Raw genomic sequence first — 25154 nt, 5'->3', positions numbered from 1 at the left:
CTCTCCTACGATTAATTCGACTGTAATAGTGAAAAGGTGGCATGATGAAATATTTTCGTTACTGATCATCGACCATTGCTGCTCGTTCTTCCGCTGGTGTTGTTCCTTTAATAAAAAAGGCGAGGACAAGCCCAGCTAAGGATAAAAAGGTCGCTACATAGAAAGAGACATTTACACCATGAATTTCATCTCCAACTGTCGCCTCTGTACCTGTAGCAAGTGCTGCACTTGTCATGACAGTCACTAAGATGCCGGTACCAATCGATGCTGCAACTTGCCTCATTGTATTATTCATAGCTGTTCCATGGGGAATTAATCGATTTGGCAATTGATTCAATCCAGCTGTTGTTGCTGGCATCATTACCATCGATACTCCGAGCATCCGCACTGCAAATACCACAGCTAGATAGGTTAAGGAGGTGGATGCTGTCAACTGTGTGTATAAGAAGGATGTAACCGTTAGTAAGGTTAATCCGATAATCACCAACCAGCGTGCTCCAAACCGATCAAAAATTCTTCCATTAATCGGTGACATCAGCCCCATCAGCAACGCTCCAGGCATGAGTACTAGCCCCGTGTCTAGAGGTGTGTATCCCGCCATATTTTGCATGTAAATCGGCAAAATGGTTTCTGCTGCAATCAACCCTAAGAAGGCGATCATTCCGATGACGGTTGTAATACGGAATGTTTTATTTTTAAAAACTCGAAACTCCAGTATGGGTTGTTTCAGTGTAAATTGTCTCCTAATAAAGATCGTTAGTGATATTACGCCAATTAGGATCGAACTAATTACCGCTACACTCGACCAACCGTAGTTTCCTGCACTACTAAATCCATACAATAATCCACCGAAACCAAAAGTAGATAAAATAATGGATAGCACATCAACCTTTGGAAAAGTTCTCATTGTTACATTTTTCATCACAAAATATGCGATTACGATATCAATGAGCACCAATGGTAAAACAATATAAAATAATACTCTCCAGGAATACTGTTCTAATAACCATCCGGATAATGTTGGACCAATTGCCGGTGCAAAGCCAATGACTAAGCCTACTGTTCCCATTGCTGTTCCTCTTTTTTCAATCGGAAAGATGAGAAGAAAGACCGTCATCATTAGTGGCATCATAATTCCAGCACCTGCTGCTTGAATTATCCGACCAACCATTAACAAACCAAAATTTGGTGAAATCGCACAAATAACTGTCCCTACTGCAAATACAGTCATGGCAAATAAAAAAAGCCTTCTCGTTGTAAATGTCTCGATTAGAAATGCAGTGATTGGGATCATAATTCCGTTTACGAGCATAAATATCGTCATAACCCATTGTGCCGTGTTCTCCGTTATATGTAACTCATCCATTAGTACTGGTATTGCAGGTGCTAATAACGTTTGGTTTAAAATAGCTAGAAAAGCGCCAGGTAATAATACAGCAACGATCGGGAACTTTCTCATTTGTTGAATATCTTCTGTCTGATCCTGCTTCAAAACTTTCATCTCCTTCACGAACGCTGTTTAATATAAAATAGTCATCAAGACTTTATTATACCACTTGGTTTTTAGAAAACATAAAAATTTTTATGTTTTTTCACAACATTTGTTCAGAGATACGATAATGGAACGTATTACGAATAAACCTGCTACTACTGATAAGACAGTAAAATCCCCTGCCCGTAAGAACAGGGGGGGAAATTTCTTCTTTAATTGAATATGTCATCAATAAATCCACGTATTCGATCTTGAAATTCTTCTGTTGCTACAGTATAGGCTTTGGTATGACCTGCATCAGGTACAATCCACAATTCCTTGGTTCCACCTGCAGCTTCATAGATACGGTGAGCCATTTCTGTTGGGACAAGTTCATCCGCATCACCATGGATAATATATAGCGGAAGTGTATTCTTCTTTACCTGATCGATGGCAGATGCTTCCCCAAATGTATATCCAGCTCGAACCTTAGTAATCACACTAGTAATATCCAGTAACGGAAACGGAGGAAGATTATACAAGTGCTTTAACTGGTGACTCAGTTCTTCTTTCACAGTTGTATACCCACTATCAGCTACAATCCCTTTTACTTCCTTCGGTAAATCCTCCCCGCTCACCATAAGAACAAGGGATGCCCCCATGGAATTTCCATGTAGCATAATGTCTTTTGCTCCATACTCTTTTACTAGCATATCAATCCAATCAAGGTAGTCCAATCGATCATGCCATCCATAACCTATATAATCCCCTTCACTCTCCCCATGACCTCTAGCATCCGGCATCAAAATGGAGAACCCTTGGTCATAATAAAATTTCACCAGATCATCCATTTGCTGTCGATGTCCTCGATAACCATGAGCTAGTATAACAGCTTTGCCATTACTTTCTTCATTCTCAATATAGTCTGCTTTTAACACCAATTGGTCATACGAAGTCATTTCCAACACTTCAGGCTCCTGATTATTATACCAGTCTATCGCCTCGTTAATGATCGATTGCTCCTCCGTTGTGGCCATTACATTAACAGTATCTGATTCACGATGTAACTCTACTTCTGTACCACGTTTAATTCCTTCATTGTAAAAATAGTTTCCTGCAAATATCATACCTATGATAATAATACCTACTATTATTCCAGTTCCTAGTAATATTCTTTTTTTCATAACTCCACCCAATTCTAAATGATATTCATATTCAACTATTTTATCACAGCATACCAAATTCGGGCGTCTATGAAAGCGTTTATTCTATTGTATCCATTCCAAAAATTCCAACCGATTTCCAAACGGATCATGGATATAGAAACGGTTTGCACCTGGTAATTTACTATCGACTTGATAATTTATTTCAAGTTCATCCAAGTGCCGCTTCATTTTTTCGATATTCTTTACTTGGATCGCCGGGTGCGCTTTTTTAGCAGGTGTAAATGGCTCATCAACTCCGATATGTAGTTGGACAGCCCCAGCTTGAAACCACACTCCTCCATTTTTTTGTAAGGAAACGGGCTTCTCAACCTCATCAAACCCTAAAACCTCTTGATAAAAGGTACGCGCTTTTTCTTCTTCTCCTCTTGGTGCTGCTAATTGAACATGGTCTAATTTTTCATAATGAAACATCATCTCAAATCCCCCATCTCGTTCATTGTTACCTTTATCATATATGTTTCAGACGAAAATGAATAATAGAAATTTATAATCAAAAGTGAATCATTATGCTTATCGCCTCGTACATAAAGTGATTCTTCGATTACTGGGGATCTTATGAAGGATTGGTCGCTGCATTTATGTCGGCACGCTCATTTATAGAACGGGGAAATTACGCTCTGTCATTATTGCAAAATTAAAGACCAACTTCCAAGGGAAGTTGGTCTGCCATTTACTTATTTGAGTAGCCACCTATGCCGTATTTTCAAATAAAAAGTTTTAAACCACCACTTCACTAAGTGGGTGTTTGCAGAAACCTTCCTGCCTTCCGCTCTATGGCGGCACGGCATTAGAGTTTCAATGTAAAACTCCCTATTATCTCATTAGAGGTTAAAACTTAATTTAATACGAACATCGTAGCTTGTATTTATATATTACTACGTAGACATTCATTTATCAATGTTAATTCCATCCAGTAATGGAAAATAAGAATTTTAACCTATCATATTTTAAAAAAGTAGTTCATATACCTCAGTTAATTCATCAACCCTTGTTTCATCACCAACATTTTTTGCGTAATTCAATTCTCTCTCTACTAAAGAATCTAAATAAGCCATCTCTTTGTCTGACAGATTTTGCACAAATTCTTCTTCGCTTTCGTACTGATTTGCTTCAAGTTTTTCATATATTCCTTTACATAGGTCATTTTCACTGTAGTTTGCCAGCGATTCTCGCAAATACAATAATGTCTGATCGATGATGTTCACCTACTTTGTACGCTTTCTTATATTTTGGTGTTTTTCTTTTTCGAGCGTTGCTCAAGTTGTGATCTTGGCTGTTGATCTTCTACATCTTCCGATAAGCCTTGTGGATTAACACTTGTTGTATCTCGCTTCTTACTCCAATTATTGTTCTTTTTACTCATTAAATTCCACCTCCATTTATTATTATTTCAAAATCATTTCCTTTTATCCTTGTAAATAATTATAATGGTATTAATGGTGTTTTTTGGTATATGAGTTAGATCTAAATAGGAGATGATGGAATGAAACGTACGCTTTATCATTTATTTTTGATCGTAATGGCAGTTGTTATGATTGGCTGCCAATCAGAGGAAACAATTTCCTTTTCAAATGAAACAATAGAAGAATCCATTCGTGTTGAAATTGATAAGGAAGAAGGAGAAATTTTTGCAGAAGATCTAGATGAGATTACCGAACTTGACCTTTCTGGATTAGAATTAAAGGATCTTGATGGCCTGGAACACTTGGACGCTGTTGAAGTTCTCTATCTTCAAAATAATAATATAAGCGACTTTACCGTGCTTGAAGATATGGAGAGTCTCCAAAAGGTTACGATTGCTGGTAATCCTTATGATGAAACCGCTGAATTCCTTGGCGAACTTTCTGATCAAGACGTCGAGGTCATTACAAAATTAGCAGTAGAGGTACTAGGTACTCCAAATGGTCCTGGTGGGTTTTTGTGGAAAGTTGAAAATGGTGAGACAGTGGTTTACCTACAAGGAACGATACATACCGCTACAGAAGACTTTTATCCACTCAATGAAGAAATTGAGAAAGCTTATGCAGAGGCTGATGTTATTGTTCCAGAGATTGACTTAGTCAATTTAAATCCAATGGAAGTTCAAGGAACCACGATGGAATTAGCTGTATATCAAGATGGAACAACAATTGAAGATCATATTCCATCCGATTTATATGAAAAATTGGATTCCACGCTTAAAGAACTTGGTATGCCGATAGATATGCTAAAAAATTATAAGCCATGGTTTCTTTCTTCAACCATCCAACAACTCATGATGCAACAACTTGGCTATATACAGGGTGTTGATGAATATTTTCTTACCAGAGCTGACGAGGATGGGAAAGAAGTAATTGGACTCGAAACCGTCGAAGAACAGTTACGTATTTTTGCAGAAACATCACCAGAATACCAAATCGAGATGTTGGAAGAGGCCTTGATTGATTTAGAAGAATTTGACACCCAAATGCAAGAAATGTTTGACCTTTATAAAGAGGGAGATGAAGAACTTCTACTTGAATCGTTAACAGAGGAAGGTGCTGAAGTAAGTGAGGAAGAACAAGCATTTATGGAAGCATTGAACGATGAACGTAATTACGGGATGGCAGAAACAATCGAAGACTTCCTTGAAGAAGATAGCGGAGATACTTATTTTGTAATTGTTGGAAGCTTACATTTACTAATGGAGCCACATGTTCGTTCTATTTTAGAAGAAGCAGGATATGAGGTTGAGCGTGTGCATTAAAGAAGGAAAGAGTAAGAAAAATGAATGATAGCCTTAAGGAAATCCGAGTGGTAATTTAAATTCCATTGCTCGGATTTTCGTTTTCGATATTTTGTGATTACTGAATTATGCATAGAATCCACCTTAACTGCAACATGATTTTGCTCCTGCTTCATATTGCGGAACCACGATCCACTTCGTCTTTGAAGTGGATTTTTTTCTATCAGTTAAGAAATTAAGTTCTACTAGTTATGATCTAGAGTACCATAACAAGCTATCCTCTTTTACAACTCCCCACCCCCACTTTCTTTGTGATTACAGCCTATTTTCAAATGAACAAGTACCTAAAAATTGTCATCCGAATATAGTGAAAATGACTAATATATTTGGGAGGATTATAATGGATGCAATAGAAAACAGACAGCCTCGTCATCTTGCTTGGCATGAAACACTTGAAATACATGAGTTAGTTGCATTTCAATCAATAGGACTAATGAAATTAAAAAAGGCAGTTCGTGAAGTTCACGACAATAAACTGCGAGGATTATATCTGCAAACGATCAAAGATCTAGAAGCAAATATTAACGATTTATTAAAATTTTATTCACTTGCACCACGGGAAGACATCGACCGCGACATGAAGGATCTAGACAAGGGATTTTATGCTGGGGATTTATTAGCTTTAGCGAAAACCTCGGTTCGAAATTACGCGATTGCCATTACAGAAACGGCAACACCCGAGGTCCGTGAAACATTAGCTAAACACTTACAAAAAGCCATACGAACGCATGCGAATGTGTTTAATTTTATGTACCAAAATGGGCTTTACCCTGCCTATGATATGAAAAAGTTATTAGAAAATGACATGAACTTAGCGAATAAAGCACTAAAAATGGATTATTGAGAACAATAATAAGACACACAGAAGGATTTATCCCCTCTGTGTGTCCTCATACCCATAGATTAATCATCAAATACCACTCGGGTGTTGCCAATCATATCATGTAGCCCCTGTTTCTCTCTTGTAAATCCAACAACGATATAAAGTAGACTGAGGAACCAAAAGACTCGATGAATAAACCTACCGACTACTTCTCGAAAGACTAAGTCACTCCATTGCAGTGCCTGATTGTCCTCTCGGATCACCTTAATCCCAAGGATCATTTTTCCAATGGTTTGCCCAAATCTCCTTGTCATTAATAGGAAGTATAAATAGAAAATCACCGCTCCAATGATTCCCGTCAATGTCCAGAATCCAATATCGATAACGGTACCATCATTAATAAATTTAAATGGTACAAGGAGGATACCATTAATACTAAAAACGACAACTAAGTCAATGATATACGCCCAAACCCGCATCCAAAATCCTGCATATCGATGGGATGGGTCGGATGGAATTACGGCCATATTATTTTCATTCATTTCACTCATACAGGCACCTCCTTAATTAGAATATAAATACATTGCACGTGGTGCATTGGATTCCCTTATAACTTCCATCATATGATGCATTTCCGTGTTTTCCCCAAACACACTTTGCATAGACATTCCTAGGAATTGCTCAAAACCAAGAGCATTATTATATGTAACTACTTGGGCATCCTCCCAACCTTGGTCTTCCTTCATCATTGCAATTGTATCATCCATGGAACCTAATTCATCCACTAGACCATTTTCTTGTGCTTGTTTTCCCGTATAAACACGGCCATCTCCCAATTCTCGAACCGATGACTCCGACATCCCTCTTCCGTCAACGATAACTTGAACAAAGTCAGCGTACATATCGTCAACCATCGATTGTAAAATGTCTCGTTCATCATCTGTCATTTCTCTAGAAAATGACATAATATCTTTATACTCGCCACTCTTAATCGTGTTAAAGTCAATTCCTAAATCCTCTGCTAATCCAGAAAGATCGTACCCTTCCATAATTACGCCAATTGAACCAGTTAACGTTGCAGGGTGCGCAACAACCTTATCGGCTGGAGCTGATATGTAATATCCACCAGAAGCTGCCGTATTACCCATCGACACGTAAATAGGTTTTTCATGCTCCTCCTGTACCTCTACAATTTTATCGTGGATTTCCGCACTTTCTACTACACCCCCACCAGGTGTATTAACTCGCAAAATAATTCCATCTACACTAGTATCTTTTCCAGCTTCGTCTAGCATTTCTAAGAAGCGTTTATGATTATAAGAAGTTGTATTAATTAACGTACTTGGTGCTGTATCTTGAATAACACCATCTAAATGGAGTACAACAATCTTATTACCTACACCTTCTTCGATTACTTCTTCATCAAATTTCTTGTCCTCTAGAGCAAACATTTGCTCAAAGTTTGCCGTTGCAAAGCTACTAATTAGCTGAAAACCAATGGATACGACAAACAGTACGACTGCAGCAAGAAGCGCAAACCAACGCTTTGCATTCATGCTATCTCCTCCAAATTCTTCCATAATATAATCCTACACAATCATGATACACTAATTCCATTCATATCTCTATTTAGAAATCCGTATCCACCATTATTGGTTAGACATCGTAGAATTATGCTTTCAGTAATGAAAGAATTGGAGAAGTTTTATCCTAGGGATACACTGTCAAAAATGTTATTTACTCAATTTTCCTGTTTTCCTCTGATATAGGTTGCAACCAGTATAAAAACAACTAGATAACCTAGTAGGATTAGGTAATTTTTCAAATCTGGAGAATTTCCTTGAATAATGTTCCAAGCACCACTACCAAAGTGGAAGGATGGTAACCATTCCCCGATATGTTGTAGGATTTTCGGAAAAGTATTAATTTCCACATGCCAGGAAAGAAGAATCGACTTCTCTTCATCAAATCCCACTATACGCTTGGGGTCTTACTGTTCTAGCTTTTTAACCAATTCTTCAAGCTCTTTTGTCCATTCTTTTGCATGAATCGAAATCGAGGTTTCATCGTACTTGTCACTAATCTCAATGTTTAATTTCATCCCGTTGCTCCTTTCTGTTTCTACTATAGCAACCATACATTTACATCGTTGATTTATTACATAAGTCACTTCATTTCAAGTTTAAGTGGTAAAAATTAATGTATGAAATTTCATATAATCAATAAAAAAATGCTCAAGGTTCAAAAATTCCCTGAGCATTCTTCGATGGTATGTTAATTGACTTGTTCTGTTACCTTATGATTATATTTACATGTTCAAAGTCGAACTACTTCACGTTCTCTAATGCAGCTTTTAAATTTTTTACGTCTTCCTGAGAAAGAGTAATCCCTTTTCCCATTTTTTCATGGTCTGGAGCCCAGTCTCTTAGATCATATTTTGGCTCCCGTCCATTCCAGCTAACTAAATTCAATTCCTTCGTCCACCCTTTAGGTGACTCGGACAAAACAGCGATTGTTTCGATGATTTCATATTTAATCTCAGCCATCTCTATCCTTCCTTTCTATACCTTTTATAGGAAAACAAACGCATCCGATTCTATCATACGTATATTTTCTTACTCTTCTTCTTACGCTTTGCTTTTGGTGGATAATATCCACGATCAAAAATTCTCCCTTTTGTCATGTTGCACCTTTCCAAAAATGTATCAACGGAATCCGTTTCATAAGTCTCCAATGCTTTTTGAAAGACTTTCGCTGCAACGCGGGCATCTTCAAGTGCATGGTGGTGATCAAAAGTTATCCCATGATGAGCTGCAAGTGTATTGAGCTTATGATTCATTAAATCTGGCCAAACCCGTTTGGCAATATTGGCTGTGCATAGATAATCCAATTCAGGGTAATCCAATTGGACATAATCCAACGTCTGCCGAATAACACTCATATCAAAGCTAGCATTATGAGCAATCGCTAGATTATTAGCCAAATACTGATGTATTGTCGGCCATACTTCCGTAAACGTCGGAGCGTCTTTGACATCTGCTTCGGTAATCCCGTGAATCCGTGTATTAAAAGAACTAAAGTACATTTTTGGATGGATTAAGCTATAATATTCATCTCGTATTCCTGTCTCATCTGCTACAACGATCCCCACGGCACATGGGCTGAATCGTTTTTCATTGGCTGTTTCAAAATCTATCGAAATAAACTTCAATTATATCCATTCCTTTTACGAATCTTTTCATCTATCATAACATATCTGTCGAGTGACAGCCCTACTAAAATTTGTTGTTGCAAACGATGAAACAGATTGATATGTTAATAGAAAATACAATAGAAGGTGATTACAATTCATGATGAACCAATACTGTCATTAAAAAATGTTACGATGCGTTATTCGAACAACGTTGTACTTAATGGTATTAATCTAGACGTCCATCGTGGGGAAATCATTGGTTACATCGGTCCCAATGGTGCAGGTAAGAGTACAACGCTAAAAATCTTGTTAGGGTTGATTGAAGACTATCAAGGTACTGTTGAAGTTTTCGGGGAGGATATTGCAGCAAGTGATTATTCTTATAAACGAAAAATCGGCTATGTACCAGAGAACGCTGAACTATACGATAACCTAACAGCTTGCGAGTATCTAACATTCATCGGGGAATTATATGGCATGGACCGCCATGATGCTGAAGAAAAAGCTGAAAATTTAATCCTTCAATTCCAAATGGAAGATGTCTTCCATAACCGAATCGCGTCGTTTTCCAAAGGGATGCGCCAAAAGATTTTGATCATCTCAAGCTTATTACATAACCCTGATTTAATTTTTCTAGACGAACCATTAAGTGGATTGGATGCCAATAGTGTGATGGTTATCAAAGACATTCTGGAGCAATTAGTTGCACAAGGTAAAACCATATTCTATTCTTCTCATATTATGGATGTCGTTGAGAAAATAAGTAACCGAATCGTCTTATTGATTGATGGAGAAATTGCAGCAGATGGAACGTTTGAAGCACTACAAGAACAAAACAAGCAAGGTTCCTTGGAGGGAATCTTTAACCAATTGACTGGATTTGATGATTATAAACAAACGGCACAACAATTTGTCGATATCGTAACGGATGGTGAAGGCCGTGAATGAGTTCTATTCGTTAAAATTCCTTGATTTCTTTCGGCCATTATTTCGGCTATTCCAAATCGATTATGAAACCATGCGAAAAATACTACAAATTAAGTTAACGATGGATCAACGGCGTATCCCTACGATCTTTGCATCAAATATGTCTAAGAATAAAGAGAAAGGCAATCAATATCTAAAATCATTACTTGTTTATGCCCTATATGGACTTGTTATCATTCCCTTTGTTTCCCTAGGTGATAACTATATTTTTCTCGTAAGCATTATATTTGGTATAGCAATGTTTATTCTGATGACATCAATGATATCGGACTTTTCAACTGTTCTATTAGATGTCAGAGATAAAACAATTTTAAATACAAAGCCAGTCCATACAAGGACAATTAATGCGGCAAAAATAGTTCATGTTATGATTTACATGGCATTGTTAACGGGTGCATTTATCGGAATTCCTTCTGCTTTTATTTTGGGCGTACAAGGAATTGCCTTCTTTCTTTTATTTATTGTAGCGATTCTATTATTGTTAATGTTCATCATGACGCTAACAGCATTGGTGTACATCTTTATTCTGCAATTTTTCAGTGGAGAGAAATTGAAGGATATCATTAATTACGTACAGATCCTTTTGTCTGTTGGAATTATTATTGGCTATCAAATTGTCGTTCGTTCTTTTGAATTTGTGGACTTAAACTTTGTTTATGAGTTTAGCTGGTGGCATTTATTTATTCCACCAATATGGTTTGGTGCACCATTTGAGTTGTTATTAAACGGAAATCATTCGGGTCCGATAATTCTACTATCCGTTTTAGCACTTATTGGTCCACTCCTATCGATTATGTTGTATTACAAGCTAATGCCATCATTCGAACGAAATTTACAAAAACTGATGGAAAATAACGGAAGTAATAAAAAGAAACGCTTACTACTAAATACGATTTGGGAAAAATTAATCTGTACCTCGAAGGAGGAAAAACAGTTTTTCCGTTTTGCTTCGATCATGCTTGCACGGGAAAGAGACTTTAAGTTAAGGGTATACCCCTCATTAGGAATCGCATTTGTTTTCCCATTTATCTTTTTATTCAATTTTATTAGCACTGGATCATTTAGCGAATTGCAACAAAGCAACATGCATCTCACCATGTACTTTTGTAATGTGATGATTGGAATTGTAGTTTTCATGCTTCGGTTTTCCGGAAAGTATAAGGGCGCATGGATCTTTCAAACGTCACCAATTCAAACGCAATCGCTCGTTTACAGTGCTACATTAAAAGCGGTATTAGCAAAATTATACGTTCCATTGTTTCTTTTATTGTCTATCATTTACATTGGGATTTTTTCTGTACGAATCGTTCCAGATTTGGCGGTTATGTTGGTTACTGGAATATTGCATACCTTGATTAGTTACCGAATCATGACTCATAACAAGTACCCTTTTTCAGAGCCCTTTGAAACTGGACAACAGGGTGGAGAATCGATGAAGACCTTCTTGTTATTGATCGTTGTAGGGTTCTTTTTCTTCGGACATTTTCTTGCCATGAAATTTACTTTTGGAGTCTTGATTTATCTTGTAATTCTGCTGGCTATAACGTTTTTCACCTGGAAATGGATATTTAAAAAGACGGTAGAATGAATTCCACCAATAACACAATCAATATAAGAATTTTAAAAAATGATTGACAATCATTTCGTAGAGGTGTATGTTAGTAATTACAAATTCATAGTAAAAACATTTCTTATCAAGAGAGGTGGAGGGACTGGCCCTTTGAAACCTCAGCAACAGACTGCAAAAGTACTGTGCTAATTCCAGAAGCGTTACATGCTTGAAGATAAGAAGAGCGAACGGTATAACTCCAACCTCTTCTTATCCAAGAAGAGGTTTTTTACTATATAAAAAAGGGGAAATGTATGATGACAAAAACATTAACAAAAGCACCATTTCGAGCTGATCACGTAGGAAGTTTACTTCGACCAGATACCTTACATAAGGCAAGAAAAGACTATAAAGAAGGTAAGATTTCAGCTGCCGACCTAAGAAAAGTAGAAAATGAAGAAATTAAGCGCGTGGTTGATAAACAAATTGAAATTGGCTTGGAAGTTGTTACCGATGGTGAATTCCGACGTACCTGGTTTCACCTGGACTTTATGGAGCATTTAAACGGTGTAGAAGGATATGTACCGGATCAAGGTTATCTATTTGAAGGAGTGGAAACCGAAAAATACGATGTTCGAAACACCGGTAAAATATCGTTCAATAAAAACCATCCGTTCCTGCAAGACTTTATTAAGTTAAATGAGATTGTTGATGGGCGCGCGATAGCGAAACAAACAATTCCAAGTCCAAATCAATTATTCAATAAAGGCATCTTTAACCCAGAGGTTTACACAGATATTGAAGAATACGCGAATGATATTATTCAAACCTATCAAGATGCTATTCAAGCCTTCTATGATGTAGGTGTTCGTTATTTGCAGCTAGATGATGTCTATATCGCTGGTCTATCGTCTCCAAAAATCCCTTTTAACGATGGCAGCTATTCCAGAGACTACTTAATCGACTTAGCATTACGCGTAGCAAACGGAGCGTTAGCAAATAAACCAGAAGATTTAATTGTCACAACACATCTTTGTCGAGGAAACTACCAATCTACCTGGGCATTTGAAGGAAGTTATAACCTCATTGCCCCAACATTATTAGCAAAAGAAAATGTAGATGGATTCTTTTTAGAATACGATGATGAACGATCTGGAACATTCGAGCCATTACAGCATATTCCAGAAGATGGACCACGTGTGGTTCTCGGCCTTATTACATCGAAAAATGGCGAGTTGGAGGATAAAGAATCTATTAAGGCAAGAATTAACGAAGCAGCAACCTATATTCCTTTAGAACAATTATGTTTAAGCCCACAATGTGGATTTGCATCAACCCACCACGGGAATAAACTAACAGAAGACGAACAATGGGCAAAACTAAAATTTGTCGTAGATATCGCGAACGAGGTATGGAATTAAATATTGTGTTTTTTTATTAGCTTGTGAGGTAGTTTGCCTTCACAAGCTATTTAATTGGCTCTGAAGGTTTTTTGTTGGGGTGGGCGTTGATACATTTGGCTGAACGTTAATTTCTACTTTTGAACGTTGATTCTTTGGGTCCGAGCGTTGATTTTTGTTTTTGAACGTTGATTCTTTGGGTTGGAGCGTTGATTTCTGCTTTTGAACGTTGATTCTTTCAGTCTGAGCGTTGATTTACGCTTCTGAACGTTGATTCTTTCGGTTGGAGCGTTGATTCTTTCGCCCCGAGCGTTGATTTCTACTTTTGAAGGTTGATTCTTTCGGTCCGAGCGTTGATTTTCGCTTCTGAATGTCGATTCTTTCGGCCGGAGCGTTGATTTCTGCTTTTGAACGTTGATTCTTTCGGTCCGAGCGTTGATTTCTGCTTCTGAACGTTGATTCTTTTGGTCCGAGCGTTGATTTACGCTTTTGAACGTTGATTCTTTCAGTCTGAGCGTTGATTTACGCTTTTGAACGTTAATCTTTCGGTCGGAGCGTTGATTTTTGTTTTTGAACGTTGATTCTTTCGGTCGGAGCGTTGATTTCTGCTTTTGAACGTTGATTCTTTCGCCCCGAGCGTTGATTTCTGCTTTTGAACGTTGATTCTTTGGGTCCGAACGTTGATTTTCGCTTCTGAACGTCGATTCTTTCAGCCCAAACGTTGATTAACCCAAGCGAAATTCTAATCTTTTTTCAGAAGATAATAAACTTTCCTTGTATTCCACGTAATGAATGGTATATTTTAGTATATAATAGCTAGTGTAGCAATTTTCAAAAGGAGAATACGTTATGTGGTTATATTGGATTATTGGCATAATGGTTCTATTAATCATTATCGAAGAACTCATTTATTATTTTGAAAAACGAATAGCCTATGGAAAGAAAGAATGGAGAATAAAAGTGTGGATTAATAAACTTAATAAACTTAGAAAAAAAGAGGATGATATCCCTGTTAGGGACGATTCGAGGCAAACCTAGTATTTCTCTAAATATATAAAAAGACGCCTTCTAAAAAAGGCGTCTCCTACGTATTTGTGGCGAAGAAACATGTGGTTCACACACAAGATTGCATATTCTTCGACTTACACAAATCAGCTCATCGCAAAATTTATTATATCACGGACTCCAGTAAAATGATACTGGATTTTTCTGGGGAGTTAGTATACTTCATAATTTTGACCTGTCTGTCCTCCATCAACACTCTTTTTATATGCCCGGGCAACGCGCTCAACTGGTACGGGATCAAAGCCTGCAAAAAACTTCCCTAACCGAGACCATGATTCTTGAACAATGTTAGGACTAACACTATTTATACGAATCCCACGTGGCATTTCAATTGATGATGCTTTTACAAATGCCTTAACACCTCCATTGGCCATGGCAGCAGATGATCCTAATGGAATTGGATCATCCATCATAACACCTGTTGTTAAGGTGAAGCTCCCCCCATCATTTACATAATCCAACCCTAATAAGACAAGATTTATTTGCCCTTTCAGCTTGCTTTCAATACCTTTTTCGTTTAACTCTGGCGTTAATTCAGAAACAGATGCAAAATTTGCCCCACCTGCTGCATTTACTACCGCATCCACTTTGCCTACTTGCTGATACATGTTTTTTATACTCTCGACGGACGTATTATCAACGGAAACATCTGCTCCATTTCTTCCTGCACGTATAATCTCGTGTTCTTTCTCTAATTCATTTGCAATTGCCTTACCAATCGTTCCACTTGCACCGATGAGAAGTACTTTCATCGCAAAACAACTCCTTTAGGAAGTATCATAATTATAAATCCCTTATATAAAAACATATCCATTCACCGTTACGCATATGCCATTTATTTGCTAGGAAAAATTAAAGAAACATATACAATATTAAAATGAAGTATCTTATCCTTTGTGCAGCTTTTTCTGCGCTATTTATTAAGCCTATACTCTCATCGAACTTTAAAAATACAAAACCATATGATCTATATCAAAATATTTATTTTCAAACTTTAACGCTTTTTTTTCCGTTCCAAACAATTCGAAACCAAAGTAACGATATAATTTCTTGGCTTTTTCGTTGTTATTAGCCACTGTTAAATAAACCTGTTCAATCCCATCTAACCTTTTCGCTTGTTGAATTGCCTCTTGAACCAGAACTTTACCAATACCCTGGCCTCTTTTTTCAGGAATGACATAGGTAGATACAATCATGACTCTATGGTTGAGTTTTGCTTTGTTTTCTTTTACGACCGTTATGACACCACAAACTTGATCATTGTCTTCGTAACCAAACGTAATAGAGCCTTCAGTTGAAGCTAGTCTACTTCGATAGACTTCAATAGGCTTTTCTATTTCCTCTTGATAGCTGGACGAAAAAGCTTCGGGGCTATTTTTCAAAGCCTCTAGTCTAATTTTATGATACTGCTTAACATCGTTTTCATTTAACCTTCTAACTTTCATTCGTATTCCCCCTCTTCTCCATCATTACTTAACCAAATAATAATCTCTATTTATCAACTTATGATACTTATATGTTTTCTAAAAGATCCGTCACTTCTTATTTATTTAACTCCTTTTTTAGTAAATCAATCGCATCTTTCACTTCTTCCATATTCTCTTTATGGTTCATGTTATTCCGTGCATGAAATAAAACAGGACGTACCGATTCAATGGAACGAACAAATTCATACATCCAATCGTATCGTGGAACCATCCAGGTATGAAAATGATGTGTCGTATCTTCATTGTAAAAATAATATACATATTCAATACCTAATGTATCCCTCTGCGTCTTTCTTATTTTTGCTAGAACATTGACATAATCAATTCTCTCTTTCTCTGTTAGTTCATCAAAGGATTTAATGTGACGTTTAGAGGCTATGATAAATAATCCTCTTACTGGATATGCAACATCTTGATGCGCATGAAAATAATCTGTCTCGTATACTACTCCACCCTCGGGCTCAATCCAACCATTCGTAATTGCGCAACTCAGGCACTCAACTTCTACTGTTTCACCACTCGACAAAGTTACTTCTCTCAATTACCTTCTCCCTCCCAACTCTCCAAAGCCCGTCATCAATTAATTCCTTTTCCCATAATTACTTGTAGGTTATTTATTGAGATAACTGGGGAATGGCTTTTAATCACTTGCCAACCTTTCGTTTTATATAAGTTAATTGCAGGGACATTATCAATATCTGTTGTTAATATAGAAGTAGTATGATGGAGATTCTCTAGCAAATCGTCGTGTAATCTACTACCAATTCCTAAGCGTTTATAGCTAGGAATGACAGCTAATTCAACAAATTCAAAACAACTTGAAAGCCAGGTATTAATTTCTTCTTTCGATAACTGGCTGGCAAGTTTTCTCCGGTAAAATTGTTCTGGTAAGCTTGTGTATCCATATGTAAAACCTACAATCATACCTGCCTCATTGATAGCTTTTAATCCTTTAAAGCCATGATAATTTGCATGCTTTTTTAGGTTTTCAATCGCGCTGTATTTTTCTGCATCTGAGTAGTACTCTCCCACAAACGTCCTGCAGTAGATTTTTGCAATATCATCAAGAGAAGGATCATTACAAGTAAAGCGGACAATTTCTATATTTTCTTCCATAAAAAATATCTCCTATTATTTTGAATTTCTAGAGTTAGATTCTTTCCTTTTGCTTAATCGATGAACGATTGATCTAGTTTCCAACCCTAACCAAAGAAATAGACAAGGAAGAACTGCTGCTAATAATGGGTAATTGATATCCTGCCATCCTAATATATACAAGAAAGGAAACTTAAAAATAATGACTAAAACGTTCACAAGAGATGGGAGTTCACTACTAAAAAGGAGGCTGTAAAAGTACATAACCAGATTAATAATCAATACGAATGAAACAGAAATTGCATTAACAAACCAAGAATGATTATTCCTTAGCAAAAATCCAACAACAAAATGGAGGAATAACATTACTATAAATGTTAGTAACATCGTCTCATTTATTACAGGTCCATTCCAATTAACCCCAATAATCCCAGTACCGAGCACCACCAAACAAAAGTGATAGACTAGTATTTTCACATTTATTTTAAGGTAGCTTTTATATTCCATTTATAGACTATCCTTTCTTGTATTGCTGACTGCTAACTTTCGTAATTCTTCTAAATCAAATGGTAACACAAACAGCAATGGATGTAATGAATTTTCCGAAAAATGCAATTCATATGATAGAATAGATGGTAAGTCTATGGAAAATTTCACTTTAGTAAAAATTTTTACATGTAATACAGTAAAGTCGGAGGAATCAAATGTACAAAGCATTAATAAATCAAAATACATACCTTGCCATTTTAGAACCAAGGCACGCAAATGATTTGTTTCAGATCGTAGATAAAAGTCGTGATAGTATTTCCCAATGGCTCAACTTTCCACAGAAAACAAATTGTGTTGAGGATTCAGCCTTATTTATAGAAAAATCCTTAACAAGACTTTCCGAACACAATGGCTATTGGGCAGGGATTTGGTATAAAGAAGAACTTGCCGGGTCAGTTGGTTACCTTTATATTGATTGGAAGATAGGGAAAACAGAAATAGGGTATTGGCTTGGTGATGATTTTAAGGGCAAAGGGTTGGCATTACAAGCTGCTAAGATGATGATAAACCATGCTTTTCATGACCTGGACTTGAATAAGGTTGAAATAAAGGTTGCAACCAACAATAACAAGAGTAGGGCAATTCCTGAAAAACTAGGCTTCCAAACAGAGGGAATAATACGAAATGATGAATTTTTGAATGGTGTGTATCACGACAGAGTTATTTATGGATTGTTGAAGGAAGAATGGATAAGTGATCTTTAATAAATACAGAGGAACCTGAAAAGACAAGACAACCTATGTTTCACTGACCTTGTCTTTTCCTTTTATCTATTTGACTTTAGCAATTCCCATTTCCACATGTCATCCTCTAAGGCGACCTTTTTCATTTTCAGCTTTTCTAGAACTCTTATGGAGGAAATATTATCTTCATGACATGCTGCGACAATTTTATTAACCTTTCCTGTTGAAAACGCCCATTTTACAATTGCCTTTACTGCCTCCGTAGCGTACCCATAACCTTGGGCCGAAGAAACGATCCCATATCCAACCTCAACCGTTTGCGCTACTTCTGGTTTTCCTTTAAATCCGATATCACCAATTATGGTATTACTTTCTTTTTCAACCACATACCAAACACCCCACCCTAAAAGAGATGGATCTTCTCTCAATTGCTCAAAATACCTACTTATGTGCGGGCCTGCTACATAATTCATTGCTGGAACCGCACTTATTGCCTCAAAATTGCATGGAACTATTTTCAATCTATTTGTTTCTAACTTCACTAACAAGACTCCCCTTTTTAGAAATTTTAGTATGTAGAAATGGGGTTTGATTATTTACAGTAAAAATATTATGATAAAAATATACATAGAAATTCGATGTATATATAATAACGATATATAAAGAAGGTACACAGATGGAATTTGTTACGGAAAAATTACTACTCATTGCTTTATTTATTTTTATCATCCATTCTATTGAAACACTTGCATATGCGGTTCGATTGTCTGGTGCGAGAGTAAAGTTGATCGCTTCCGCTTTATCTCTTTTCAATGTAATGGTTCTAGTTTCTAGATTAGCAAATATGATGCAACAACCTTTTACCGGTAGTTTAATTGATACAGCACCGACACATAATACATTAGAATTTGTGGGGATACAATTTCGCTTTTTAATAGGAGCATCGAGCCTTGGTACTGTATTTGGTATGCTATTACTTCCTACTTTTGTAGCGTTGTTTTCAAGAGCAATCATTCACCTATCTGAAGAGAGAGGGTCCATCCCATCTTTATTCAAAAGAATATTTCAATTTCAGTACATAAAGCGTGGTATTACGCATTTTAGTTTACCGAAATTTTCTTATTTGAGAGATACAAAAATAAAAGATATCCCTCTCAAATTACTACTCGTAAATACGGTTATAACTGCTATATATACGATTGGGGTGTTATCTGCACTATATGCAGCATTATTAACCCCTGAGAGAGCTTCAACTGCAATTATGGCATCTGGCTTAATTAATGGAATAGCGACAATACTCTTAGTCATTTTCATTGATCCAAAAATCTCCGTTGTAGCTGACGATGTTGTTAATCAAAGAGGAAGCTACCATACGCTTAAAAGTATCTCACTTATGATGGTTACTTCTAGATTGTTAGGAACGTTACTCGCACAATTATTATTTGTACCTGGTGCTAAATATATCGCTTGGTTTACAGGGTTGATTGCTTAACCTAGAACAATTATCATGTATTAAAAACGTTTCCTTACTAATCTAAATTCTAGCGAAAAAAACTTGCATGAACCACCTATTTTTTTAAAAAAATTGAATATTCCTTGGCATGATCAAACCCCAATTTTTTCGCTAGTTTCATAGATGGAATATTATTGGCATCGCAATCCCAGCTAGGTGTTAGCCCTTCTTCTATACATTTATTGATGAAATACAGGCCTAAGACGTACGCTAAACCATTCCCTGTATATTCCTTTTCCGTTACGATATCAATTTCAGCAATTGATGTGCTTCTAAATATGGATGTACATTCACTAATTATCCTTCCGTTATCTAACATACAGTATCCGAATCCATCATTTAAGAAATTGGCCACACTTCCCCAATACTGGTTGTAGTACTTCTGGTTAAAGTGGGATGTCAATTCAATTGTCTCTTCATTTATCTCTTTTATAAGGAAGTTTTGGGGTAATTCCTTTTTCTGTTGCGGATACTTTTTCGGATGAAATGAAAATTTATACCGCATCATAGGCGTTACCTGATCATTTAAATAATCATGAAAAACATGATCCCATTCTTTTGTTGCTGAAAACAAAGTAAACCGTTGATTGAGATATAAAAATTCCATTAGTTGCTTATTAAATGCTCCATTCCATTCATTTCCAGCAATAAAAAGCACCTGGTTCTCTGTACTAACTAATATAGTTGTAGGTCTATTTATATCGTCTACATATATCATTCCTGAAATGAATTTTTCCGCAACAGAATAAGCAAATGTTGGGCACGTATGATTGTATTCTCTTAATAATGGGATAACACGATGAAACTCCCTCTCATCTAAAGCGAACATTTACATCAAACCTTTAATAATATATTTTGTAAACAACTCATTTGCAATTAATACCTTTTCGTTAGATAATATAACACGTTGCTCTCCAGAAAAGATTCTAAAAAATCATACATATTAAAAATATTAGGTGTTACATATGAAGTCAAATAATAACATGACAACTATTAATCCAGCTGCTGGTGCTATTGTGATGGCTATTGGAATATTCTTATATGGTTCCATTGAGGCATTTCCATTCCTTCACGATGTGCTAGGTAAATTACTTGTCGTTTTCCTTTTTATAGTAGGATTTTTCATTTATCAGTCCTTATTTAAGCAATTCATGGAGAAACAGGAATTCCTTCTGCTACTAAATAATCCTGTAAATTTCTTTGTTATGGGGACTTGGGTTGCAGGTATATCTGTTTGTTGTAATGTAACCATGAAATATTTTCCGAATCTCGACCCTATCATTCACTGTATCGCACTGGGAAATACGATTCTTTTCTTCATTTTTCTGTTTGGAGCCATACAAAGCTTGTATCGTATCTGGAAGAATTTAAACCAACACTCCCCAAACGGCGTGCTCTTGTTATCAACTGTTGCTACCCAATCTATTCTTATTATGTGGATGGAGCTAGTGGCATTGCCTGATCCGCTTATTCATTTCGTTATCATAGTTGGCGTTATCTTTTATACGGTAAGCTTATTCTTCATTGGATATCGTTATTTTAAAAGAAACGATTGGACATTGATAAAGGATTGGACCAATACAAATTGTATTATTCATGGCGCATTATCCATAACTGGGCTAGCTATGGTATTAGCACAGCTTACTAGCGCTCCCTTCATCATGTTTTATTGGCTTACTGTGCTTACAATATTAATTGGTGTAGAAATGATAGAGATTATTCGTGCTTATTTTCGGGTACGACATATTGGCTGGAAAAATGGATTATTTACGTATCACATTACGCAATGGTCTCGAAACTTTACGTTTGGTATGTTCTATGCATTTACAATGGTGATGCATGCCAACCCAAACTATATGCAATCGTTATATGGATTTCAGGAGGCTTTTTTGCATATTTGGTCGTGGGTGGTTTTGATTTTCCTAGCTGGTGAGATTTGCTTGTGGGTGAAGGCAAAGTATGAAAAGGCTATTGTGATTCCTAAGAAACAAGCAATGTAAATACACGATAGTGTCAAAAGAAAAAGACATAAGGTTTTCGCCTTATGTCTTTTCATTTTTATGATTCAGTCGTTTGAACTTTTCCTTCATCTTCTGGTTGCTTATATTTAATTAATATTGATATGACTAATCCGATTAATGCAGTGATTCCAGCTACAATAAAGGATACATTTACACCATGTATTGCACCTTGGATTCCTTCTTCTGGAATTGCAGCAGTTGTCATTACTGATACAAGTAATGCTGTACCAACTGCGCCTGCAATTTGCCGCATCGTGTTATTCATCGCTGTGCCATGTGGTAGTAATTTCGTCGGCAGCATATTTAAACCAGCCGTTGTCACTGGCATCATTACCATTGCCACAGAAAGCATACGGAACGCATTCACAACAGCCAAATACGTAAAGGTAGTTTCTTCGTTAATAATCGTAAATAGGAACGTGGTTATGGATAATATCGTAAACCCAATAATCGATAACCATTTGGCCCCAAATTTATCAAATAACTTTCCTGTAACTGGGTTCATGAATCCCATTACTAATGCCCCTGGCAACAACATAAGCCCAGATTGAAATGCAGTAAACCCTAACATATTCTGCATTAAAATTGGCAAGATAACTGCTCCACCAATCATGGCAATAAAGACAACCATTCCTAAAAGGGTTGTTAGTGTAAATACAGGGTATTTAAAAATCCTGAATTCTAAAATCGGTTCATCTAGCTTTAATTGTCTTAAGATAAACCAAGTAAGCGTAACGGACCCAATTATTAATGAAATAACAACATGTATACTCGTCCAGCCACTGCTACCTGCTGTACTGAATGCATACAATAACCCACCAAATCCTAATGTGGATAAGATGATTGATAAAATATCAAGCTTTGGAAATGTACGCTTCGTAACATTTTTAAGTATGAAAATAGCTACAATAATATCAATCACAACAATTGGAAAAATAACATAGAACAAACTTCTCCATGGGAAGTGTTCTACTAAATAACCTGATAACGTCGGCCCGATTGCTGGTGCAAAGGATATAATTAGACCAAACATCCCCATCGCCTGTCCGCGTTTTTCAATAGGGAATATCAAAAACATAATCGTTTGCATTAATGGCATCATAATACCAGCACCAGATGCTTGTAGTATTCTACCAACTAATAACATGCTAAAACTTGGTGACACTGCACAAACAAAAGTACCTACAGCAAATAATCCCATCGCTGTTAGGAATAACCCTCTTGTCGTAAACCTTCCGATTAAGAAGGCTGTAATTGGAATCATTATCCCGTTAACTAACATGAAAATAGACTGAAGCCATTGAGCAACATTTTCTGTTAACTCTAAGTCGTCCATAATATGCGGAAGTGCAGTGGCTAAAAGTGTTTGATTTAAAATTGCAACAAAAGCTCCTGAAAGTAAAACTGCCATCAGTGGGATTTTGTTGATAGTTGTTGGATCTCCTGATTGATCAGGAACGTGACTTTTAACCATATTGTTCCTTCTTTCTATTGTTTCTGTTACTATATTGATACCACAACATGCCTATTTTTATGAACAACTCATCATGATATAAATTGTGAGTTTTTGTGATAACAATATTGTATTGTAACACAACGCAACAGGGAACGAAAAGAAATTGATTTTTAAAAAGGGGATCTATTCATGTGTCTTATCAATTTTCAATTTCACGATCACCCAAATTATAAATTAGTGATTGCAGCCAATCGGGATGAATTTTATAACCGTCCTACAGCTGCTGCTCACTTTTGGGAGGATCATCCGAATATCTTAGCTGGACGCGATTTACAACAAATGGGAACATGGCTTGGAATAACAAAAGAAGGACGATTTGCTGCGCTAACGAATTATCGGGATCCTGCACATATGGGGACTGGTAGAAACTCTCGTGGTGAAATTGTAAGGTATTATCTAGCCGGGAGCGATACCCCAAAACAGTTTCTCACTGCTTTACAAGAAGAGAAAGGTAATTACGTAGGATTCAATGTGCTCGTAGGAAGTCAGAATGAACTATTTTACTATAATAATATAGAGAATGAGATTACAGAAATAGAAAAAGGGCATACCTATGGCTTAAGCAACCATTTTTTAAATACGCCTTGGCCAAAAGTGGTGAAGGGGAAAGATCAATTACAAGCTTATTTAGAGAAAACTTCTGATATCGATCCCGATTCGCTTTTTCTATTATTACAAGATGCGGAGCAAGCACCTCTAGATGAATTACCGGATACTGGTATCGGAGTTGATTTAGAAAGAAAGCTCTCCCCGCTATTTATTCATATCCCTCAGTATGGGACACGTTGTTCAACCGTTGTCACCGTCGATCATAAGGATTATGTAACGTTCGTGGAGCGAACATACCATGATGGAAAGTATGTTGGGGAGAAGAAATTTGGATTTCAGATCGTATAGATTGGGTTGAATTGGTGGTTTTGTTAAAAGGTTGGGTGGGATCCGATCATATATTTAGTTTTTCGCTCATAAATCACCGCAATCCGATCATGTATTTAGTTTTTCGCTCATAAACGGGATTCGATCATATTCAAACTAATCTAATACTGAATCCCCATCATATCCCATGACGTAATAATGCCTAACAGTTCTTCAGCGTTTTTACCGTTTTCTGTAATCAACAAGGCATCAATCCGATTCCCTTTCCCGATTTGTTCCCGAAAAATTCCAATCGCCTCATATACCGTGGCAGTCTTACTAATAAATTTGAAGTTTTCATTCTTTTGATATGGCAGAATCTCTTTAATTAACGTTTCTGAACCTGAGGCAAAATGATTATCAGCTAACCATTTTGTAATGGCGCTTTCTGTGAATAGACCTTTAAATTCCTTCCCCTGATAAACGGGAAATTTGGAGAAACCCCTATTATGAATTGCTGACAAAACCTTCGAAAGAGAATCCTCAACTTGAAAGGTTACGACTTTTCTTTCAAACATTGGGACTACTAGCTTTGGCTGAGTGATTTCTTTTTCAATCCCTTCGATTTTTTCCACTACAGAATCATGTGGTTCGGCAATGGCGTGCATCGTATCGATCTTATCGTGAACAATCGCATTCCGAAGTTCAGCATACTGTAATAAATCATCACTATATTTACTAATAATGGAATTGTATTTTGATAGGATTTTGACGGATTTGGAAAAACCAATACCTTTCCCATTCTTCATTTCTTGTTTTAAGGCTTTTTCTATTCGATTAAATGCGGCTAAAAATTTCTCTGAATTCTTTTGCATAGACCATATTCTCCTTCGAAAAAAATAGAGTCCCAATGTGACTTTTTCACCTGAGGCTCTAATACTACTTGTTCCTTTTTAC

29 protein-coding genes, 1 other RNA gene and 1 riboswitch are annotated in these 25154 nt (G+C 36.6%); of the genes, 10 read left to right on the top strand and 20 right to left on the bottom strand.

Going from position 1 to position 25154, the window contains the following annotated elements:
- Positions 1-58: 58 nt before the first annotated feature.
- The 6 genes from BMX40_RS01635 to BMX40_RS19905 form a co-directional block, all read right to left on the bottom strand.
- A complete protein-coding gene (locus BMX40_RS01635; RefSeq protein WP_090866177.1) occupies positions 59-1501 on the bottom strand; it encodes an MDR family MFS transporter in 1443 nt (480 codons plus the stop codon).
- Positions 1502-1704: 203 nt separating this feature from the next.
- Entirely contained in the window at positions 1705-2655 is a 951-nt protein-coding gene (locus tag BMX40_RS01630) for an alpha/beta hydrolase (RefSeq protein WP_090866175.1), read from the bottom strand.
- Between the two features lie 84 nt (positions 2656-2739).
- Positions 2740-3111, bottom strand: coding sequence for a VOC family protein (locus tag BMX40_RS01625; protein WP_090866173.1), 372 nt, complete (start codon positions 3109-3111; stop codon positions 2740-2742).
- A 265-nt stretch (positions 3112-3376) separates the two neighbouring features.
- Positions 3377-3561, bottom strand: a non-coding RNA gene (gene ssrS / locus BMX40_RS01620) — 6S RNA.
- An 83-nt stretch (positions 3562-3644) separates the two neighbouring features.
- Positions 3645-3878, bottom strand: coding sequence for a sporulation protein (locus BMX40_RS01615; RefSeq protein ID WP_483143695.1), 234 nt, complete (start codon positions 3876-3878; stop codon positions 3645-3647).
- A 41-nt stretch (positions 3879-3919) separates the two neighbouring features.
- Entirely contained in the window at positions 3920-4060 is a 141-nt protein-coding gene (locus BMX40_RS19905) for a small, acid-soluble spore protein L (RefSeq protein WP_139177896.1), read from the bottom strand.
- A gap of 120 nt (positions 4061-4180) precedes the next feature.
- Here BMX40_RS19905 and BMX40_RS01610 point away from each other — a divergent pair, with 120 nt between their 5' ends.
- Together BMX40_RS01610 and BMX40_RS01605 are read left to right on the top strand one after the other, a co-directional pair.
- Positions 4181-5422 carry a TraB/GumN family protein gene (locus BMX40_RS01610; RefSeq protein WP_090866171.1) on the top strand — a complete coding sequence of 414 codons (1242 nt, stop codon included), beginning with the start codon at positions 4181-4183 and terminating at the stop codon, positions 5420-5422.
- 379 nt (positions 5423-5801) lie between these two features.
- Complete coding sequence (locus tag BMX40_RS01605; protein ID WP_090866169.1) at positions 5802-6305, top strand: spore coat protein; 504 nt, start codon at positions 5802-5804, stop codon at positions 6303-6305.
- 59 nt (positions 6306-6364) lie between these two features.
- On the opposite strand, the gene BMX40_RS01600 is transcribed toward BMX40_RS01605, so the two are convergent.
- From BMX40_RS01600 to BMX40_RS01580, 5 genes are all read right to left on the bottom strand, one after another.
- The gene (locus tag BMX40_RS01600; RefSeq protein WP_244513309.1) at positions 6365-6835 is read right to left on the bottom strand and encodes an RDD family protein; all 471 of its coding nucleotides are present in this window, start codon (positions 6833-6835) and stop codon (positions 6365-6367) included.
- A gap of 12 nt (positions 6836-6847) precedes the next feature.
- Positions 6848-7840, bottom strand: a complete 993-nt coding sequence (sppA, locus tag BMX40_RS01595) for a signal peptide peptidase SppA (RefSeq protein WP_090866165.1) — start codon at positions 7838-7840, stop codon at positions 6848-6850.
- A 185-nt stretch (positions 7841-8025) separates the two neighbouring features.
- Positions 8026-8259, bottom strand: coding sequence for a hypothetical protein (locus BMX40_RS20065; RefSeq protein ID WP_090866163.1), 234 nt, complete (start codon positions 8257-8259; stop codon positions 8026-8028).
- A gap of 352 nt (positions 8260-8611) precedes the next feature.
- On the bottom strand, positions 8612-8830 hold the full coding sequence (locus BMX40_RS01585) for a YdbC family protein (protein ID WP_090866161.1): 219 nt from the start codon (positions 8828-8830) through the stop codon (positions 8612-8614).
- Positions 8831-8883: 53 nt separating this feature from the next.
- Positions 8884-9495: a 3'-5' exonuclease gene (locus BMX40_RS01580; protein WP_090866160.1), complete on the bottom strand. Its 612-nt coding sequence runs from the start codon at positions 9493-9495 to the stop codon at positions 8884-8886.
- A gap of 135 nt (positions 9496-9630) precedes the next feature.
- Between BMX40_RS01580 and BMX40_RS01575 the strand changes: the two genes are divergently transcribed.
- From BMX40_RS01575 to BMX40_RS01560, 4 genes are all read left to right on the top strand, one after another.
- Positions 9631-10425: an ABC transporter ATP-binding protein gene (locus BMX40_RS01575; RefSeq protein ID WP_090866434.1), complete on the top strand. Its 795-nt coding sequence runs from the start codon at positions 9631-9633 to the stop codon at positions 10423-10425.
- A 70-nt stretch (positions 10426-10495) separates the two neighbouring features.
- Positions 10496-12052, top strand: a complete 1557-nt coding sequence (locus BMX40_RS01570) for a hypothetical protein (RefSeq protein WP_244513308.1) — start codon at positions 10496-10498, stop codon at positions 12050-12052.
- Between the two features lie 100 nt (positions 12053-12152).
- Positions 12153-12255: riboswitch (SAM riboswitch) on the top strand.
- A gap of 75 nt (positions 12256-12330) precedes the next feature.
- A complete protein-coding gene (locus BMX40_RS01565; RefSeq protein ID WP_090866157.1) occupies positions 12331-13434 on the top strand; it encodes a 5-methyltetrahydropteroyltriglutamate--homocysteine S-methyltransferase in 1104 nt (367 codons plus the stop codon).
- Positions 13435-14262: 828 nt separating this feature from the next.
- Complete coding sequence (locus BMX40_RS01560) at positions 14263-14451, top strand: hypothetical protein (protein ID WP_090866155.1); 189 nt, start codon at positions 14263-14265, stop codon at positions 14449-14451.
- A gap of 179 nt (positions 14452-14630) precedes the next feature.
- Here the strand turns inward: BMX40_RS01560 and BMX40_RS01555 are convergent, their stop codons facing one another.
- The 5 genes from BMX40_RS01555 to BMX40_RS01535 form a co-directional block, all read right to left on the bottom strand.
- On the bottom strand, positions 14631-15230 hold the full coding sequence (locus BMX40_RS01555) for a short chain dehydrogenase (RefSeq protein WP_090866149.1): 600 nt from the start codon (positions 15228-15230) through the stop codon (positions 14631-14633).
- 192 nt (positions 15231-15422) lie between these two features.
- Entirely contained in the window at positions 15423-15923 is a 501-nt protein-coding gene (locus BMX40_RS01550) for a GNAT family N-acetyltransferase (RefSeq protein ID WP_090866147.1), read from the bottom strand.
- A 97-nt stretch (positions 15924-16020) separates the two neighbouring features.
- A complete protein-coding gene (locus tag BMX40_RS01545) occupies positions 16021-16506 on the bottom strand; it encodes an HIT family protein (protein ID WP_090866145.1) in 486 nt (161 codons plus the stop codon).
- Between the two features lie 35 nt (positions 16507-16541).
- A complete protein-coding gene (locus BMX40_RS01540) occupies positions 16542-17081 on the bottom strand; it encodes a GNAT family N-acetyltransferase (RefSeq protein WP_090866143.1) in 540 nt (179 codons plus the stop codon).
- 15 nt (positions 17082-17096) lie between these two features.
- The gene (locus tag BMX40_RS01535; RefSeq protein WP_090866141.1) at positions 17097-17567 is read right to left on the bottom strand and encodes a hypothetical protein; all 471 of its coding nucleotides are present in this window, start codon (positions 17565-17567) and stop codon (positions 17097-17099) included.
- Between the two features lie 197 nt (positions 17568-17764).
- Between BMX40_RS01535 and BMX40_RS01525 the strand changes: the two genes are divergently transcribed.
- On the top strand, positions 17765-18313 hold the full coding sequence (locus tag BMX40_RS01525; RefSeq protein WP_090866136.1) for a GNAT family N-acetyltransferase: 549 nt from the start codon (positions 17765-17767) through the stop codon (positions 18311-18313).
- A 62-nt stretch (positions 18314-18375) separates the two neighbouring features.
- On the opposite strand, the gene BMX40_RS01520 is transcribed toward BMX40_RS01525, so the two are convergent.
- Entirely contained in the window at positions 18376-18834 is a 459-nt protein-coding gene (locus BMX40_RS01520) for a GNAT family N-acetyltransferase (RefSeq protein WP_090866134.1), read from the bottom strand.
- Positions 18835-18968: 134 nt separating this feature from the next.
- Between BMX40_RS01520 and BMX40_RS01515 the strand changes: the two genes are divergently transcribed.
- A complete protein-coding gene (locus BMX40_RS01515; protein WP_090866133.1) occupies positions 18969-19784 on the top strand; it encodes a lipid II flippase Amj family protein in 816 nt (271 codons plus the stop codon).
- Positions 19785-19860: 76 nt separating this feature from the next.
- On the opposite strand, the gene BMX40_RS01510 is transcribed toward BMX40_RS01515, so the two are convergent.
- A complete protein-coding gene (locus BMX40_RS01510) occupies positions 19861-20634 on the bottom strand; it encodes a GNAT family N-acetyltransferase (protein WP_090866131.1) in 774 nt (257 codons plus the stop codon).
- A gap of 136 nt (positions 20635-20770) precedes the next feature.
- On the opposite strand from BMX40_RS01510, the gene BMX40_RS01505 reads away from it, so the two are divergent.
- Positions 20771-21805 (top strand): TDT family transporter, encoded by a 1035-nt coding sequence (locus BMX40_RS01505; RefSeq protein WP_090866129.1) that lies wholly within the window; start codon positions 20771-20773, stop codon positions 21803-21805.
- A gap of 58 nt (positions 21806-21863) precedes the next feature.
- Here BMX40_RS01505 and BMX40_RS01500 read toward each other — a convergent pair whose 3' ends face one another.
- Positions 21864-23300, bottom strand: a complete 1437-nt coding sequence (locus tag BMX40_RS01500; RefSeq protein WP_090866127.1) for an MDR family MFS transporter — start codon at positions 23298-23300, stop codon at positions 21864-21866.
- Positions 23301-23471: 171 nt separating this feature from the next.
- Between BMX40_RS01500 and BMX40_RS01495 the strand changes: the two genes are divergently transcribed.
- Positions 23472-24239 carry an NRDE family protein gene (locus BMX40_RS01495; RefSeq protein ID WP_090866125.1) on the top strand — a complete coding sequence of 256 codons (768 nt, stop codon included), beginning with the start codon at positions 23472-23474 and terminating at the stop codon, positions 24237-24239.
- Positions 24240-24379: 140 nt separating this feature from the next.
- Here the strand turns inward: BMX40_RS01495 and BMX40_RS01490 are convergent, their stop codons facing one another.
- Complete coding sequence (locus tag BMX40_RS01490; protein ID WP_090866124.1) at positions 24380-25072, bottom strand: CBS domain-containing protein; 693 nt, start codon at positions 25070-25072, stop codon at positions 24380-24382.
- Positions 25073-25154: the final 82 nt, after the last annotated feature.

The sequence above is a fragment of the Oceanobacillus limi genome (genome assembly GCF_900111445.1).
In the GTDB taxonomy this organism is placed as follows: Bacteria; Bacillota; Bacilli; order Bacillales; family Amphibacillaceae; genus Ornithinibacillus; species Ornithinibacillus limi.
The sequence above is the reverse complement of the archived record's forward strand: the minus strand, read 5'-3'. Positions and strand labels throughout refer to the sequence as shown.

Coding starts and splice junctions, on each gene's coding strand:
- BMX40_RS01535 (WP_090866141.1), bottom strand. CDS start 17,567: ATGGAATATAAAAGCTACCTTAAAATAAATGTGAAAATACTAGTCTAT.
- BMX40_RS01565 (WP_090866157.1), top strand. CDS start 12,331: ATGACAAAAACATTAACAAAAGCACCATTTCGAGCTGATCACGTAGGA.
- BMX40_RS01540 (WP_090866143.1), bottom strand. CDS start 17,081: ATGGAAGAAAATATAGAAATTGTCCGCTTTACTTGTAATGATCCTTCT.
- BMX40_RS01605 (WP_090866169.1), top strand. CDS start 5,802: ATGGATGCAATAGAAAACAGACAGCCTCGTCATCTTGCTTGGCATGAA.
- sppA (WP_090866165.1), bottom strand. CDS start 7,840: ATGAATGCAAAGCGTTGGTTTGCGCTTCTTGCTGCAGTCGTACTGTTT.
- BMX40_RS01635 (WP_090866177.1), bottom strand. CDS start 1,501: ATGAAAGTTTTGAAGCAGGATCAGACAGAAGATATTCAACAAATGAGA.
- BMX40_RS01500 (WP_090866127.1), bottom strand. CDS start 23,300: ATGGTTAAAAGTCACGTTCCTGATCAATCAGGAGATCCAACAACTATC.
- BMX40_RS01585 (WP_090866161.1), bottom strand. CDS start 8,830: ATGGCTGAGATTAAATATGAAATCATCGAAACAATCGCTGTTTTGTCC.
- BMX40_RS01555 (WP_090866149.1), bottom strand. CDS start 15,230: ATGAAAGTACTTCTCATCGGTGCAAGTGGAACGATTGGTAAGGCAATT.
- BMX40_RS01510 (WP_090866131.1), bottom strand. CDS start 20,634: ATGTTCGCTTTAGATGAGAGGGAGTTTCATCGTGTTATCCCATTATTA.
- BMX40_RS01550 (WP_090866147.1), bottom strand. CDS start 15,923: ATGAAAGTTAGAAGGTTAAATGAAAACGATGTTAAGCAGTATCATAAA.
- BMX40_RS01600 (WP_244513309.1), bottom strand. CDS start 6,835: ATGAGTGAAATGAATGAAAATAATATGGCCGTAATTCCATCCGACCCA.
- BMX40_RS01630 (WP_090866175.1), bottom strand. CDS start 2,655: ATGAAAAAAAGAATATTACTAGGAACTGGAATAATAGTAGGTATTATT.
- BMX40_RS01560 (WP_090866155.1), top strand. CDS start 14,263: ATGTGGTTATATTGGATTATTGGCATAATGGTTCTATTAATCATTATC.
- BMX40_RS01505 (WP_090866129.1), top strand. CDS start 20,771: ATGAAGTCAAATAATAACATGACAACTATTAATCCAGCTGCTGGTGCT.
- BMX40_RS01625 (WP_090866173.1), bottom strand. CDS start 3,111: ATGATGTTTCATTATGAAAAATTAGACCATGTTCAATTAGCAGCACCA.
- BMX40_RS01570 (WP_244513308.1), top strand. CDS start 10,496: ATGCGAAAAATACTACAAATTAAGTTAACGATGGATCAACGGCGTATC.
- BMX40_RS01610 (WP_090866171.1), top strand. CDS start 4,181: ATGAAACGTACGCTTTATCATTTATTTTTGATCGTAATGGCAGTTGTT.
- BMX40_RS01515 (WP_090866133.1), top strand. CDS start 18,969: ATGGAATTTGTTACGGAAAAATTACTACTCATTGCTTTATTTATTTTT.
- BMX40_RS01525 (WP_090866136.1), top strand. CDS start 17,765: ATGTACAAAGCATTAATAAATCAAAATACATACCTTGCCATTTTAGAA.
- BMX40_RS01495 (WP_090866125.1), top strand. CDS start 23,472: ATGTGTCTTATCAATTTTCAATTTCACGATCACCCAAATTATAAATTA.
- BMX40_RS19905 (WP_139177896.1), bottom strand. CDS start 4,060: ATGAGTAAAAAGAACAATAATTGGAGTAAGAAGCGAGATACAACAAGT.
- BMX40_RS01490 (WP_090866124.1), bottom strand. CDS start 25,072: ATGCAAAAGAATTCAGAGAAATTTTTAGCCGCATTTAATCGAATAGAA.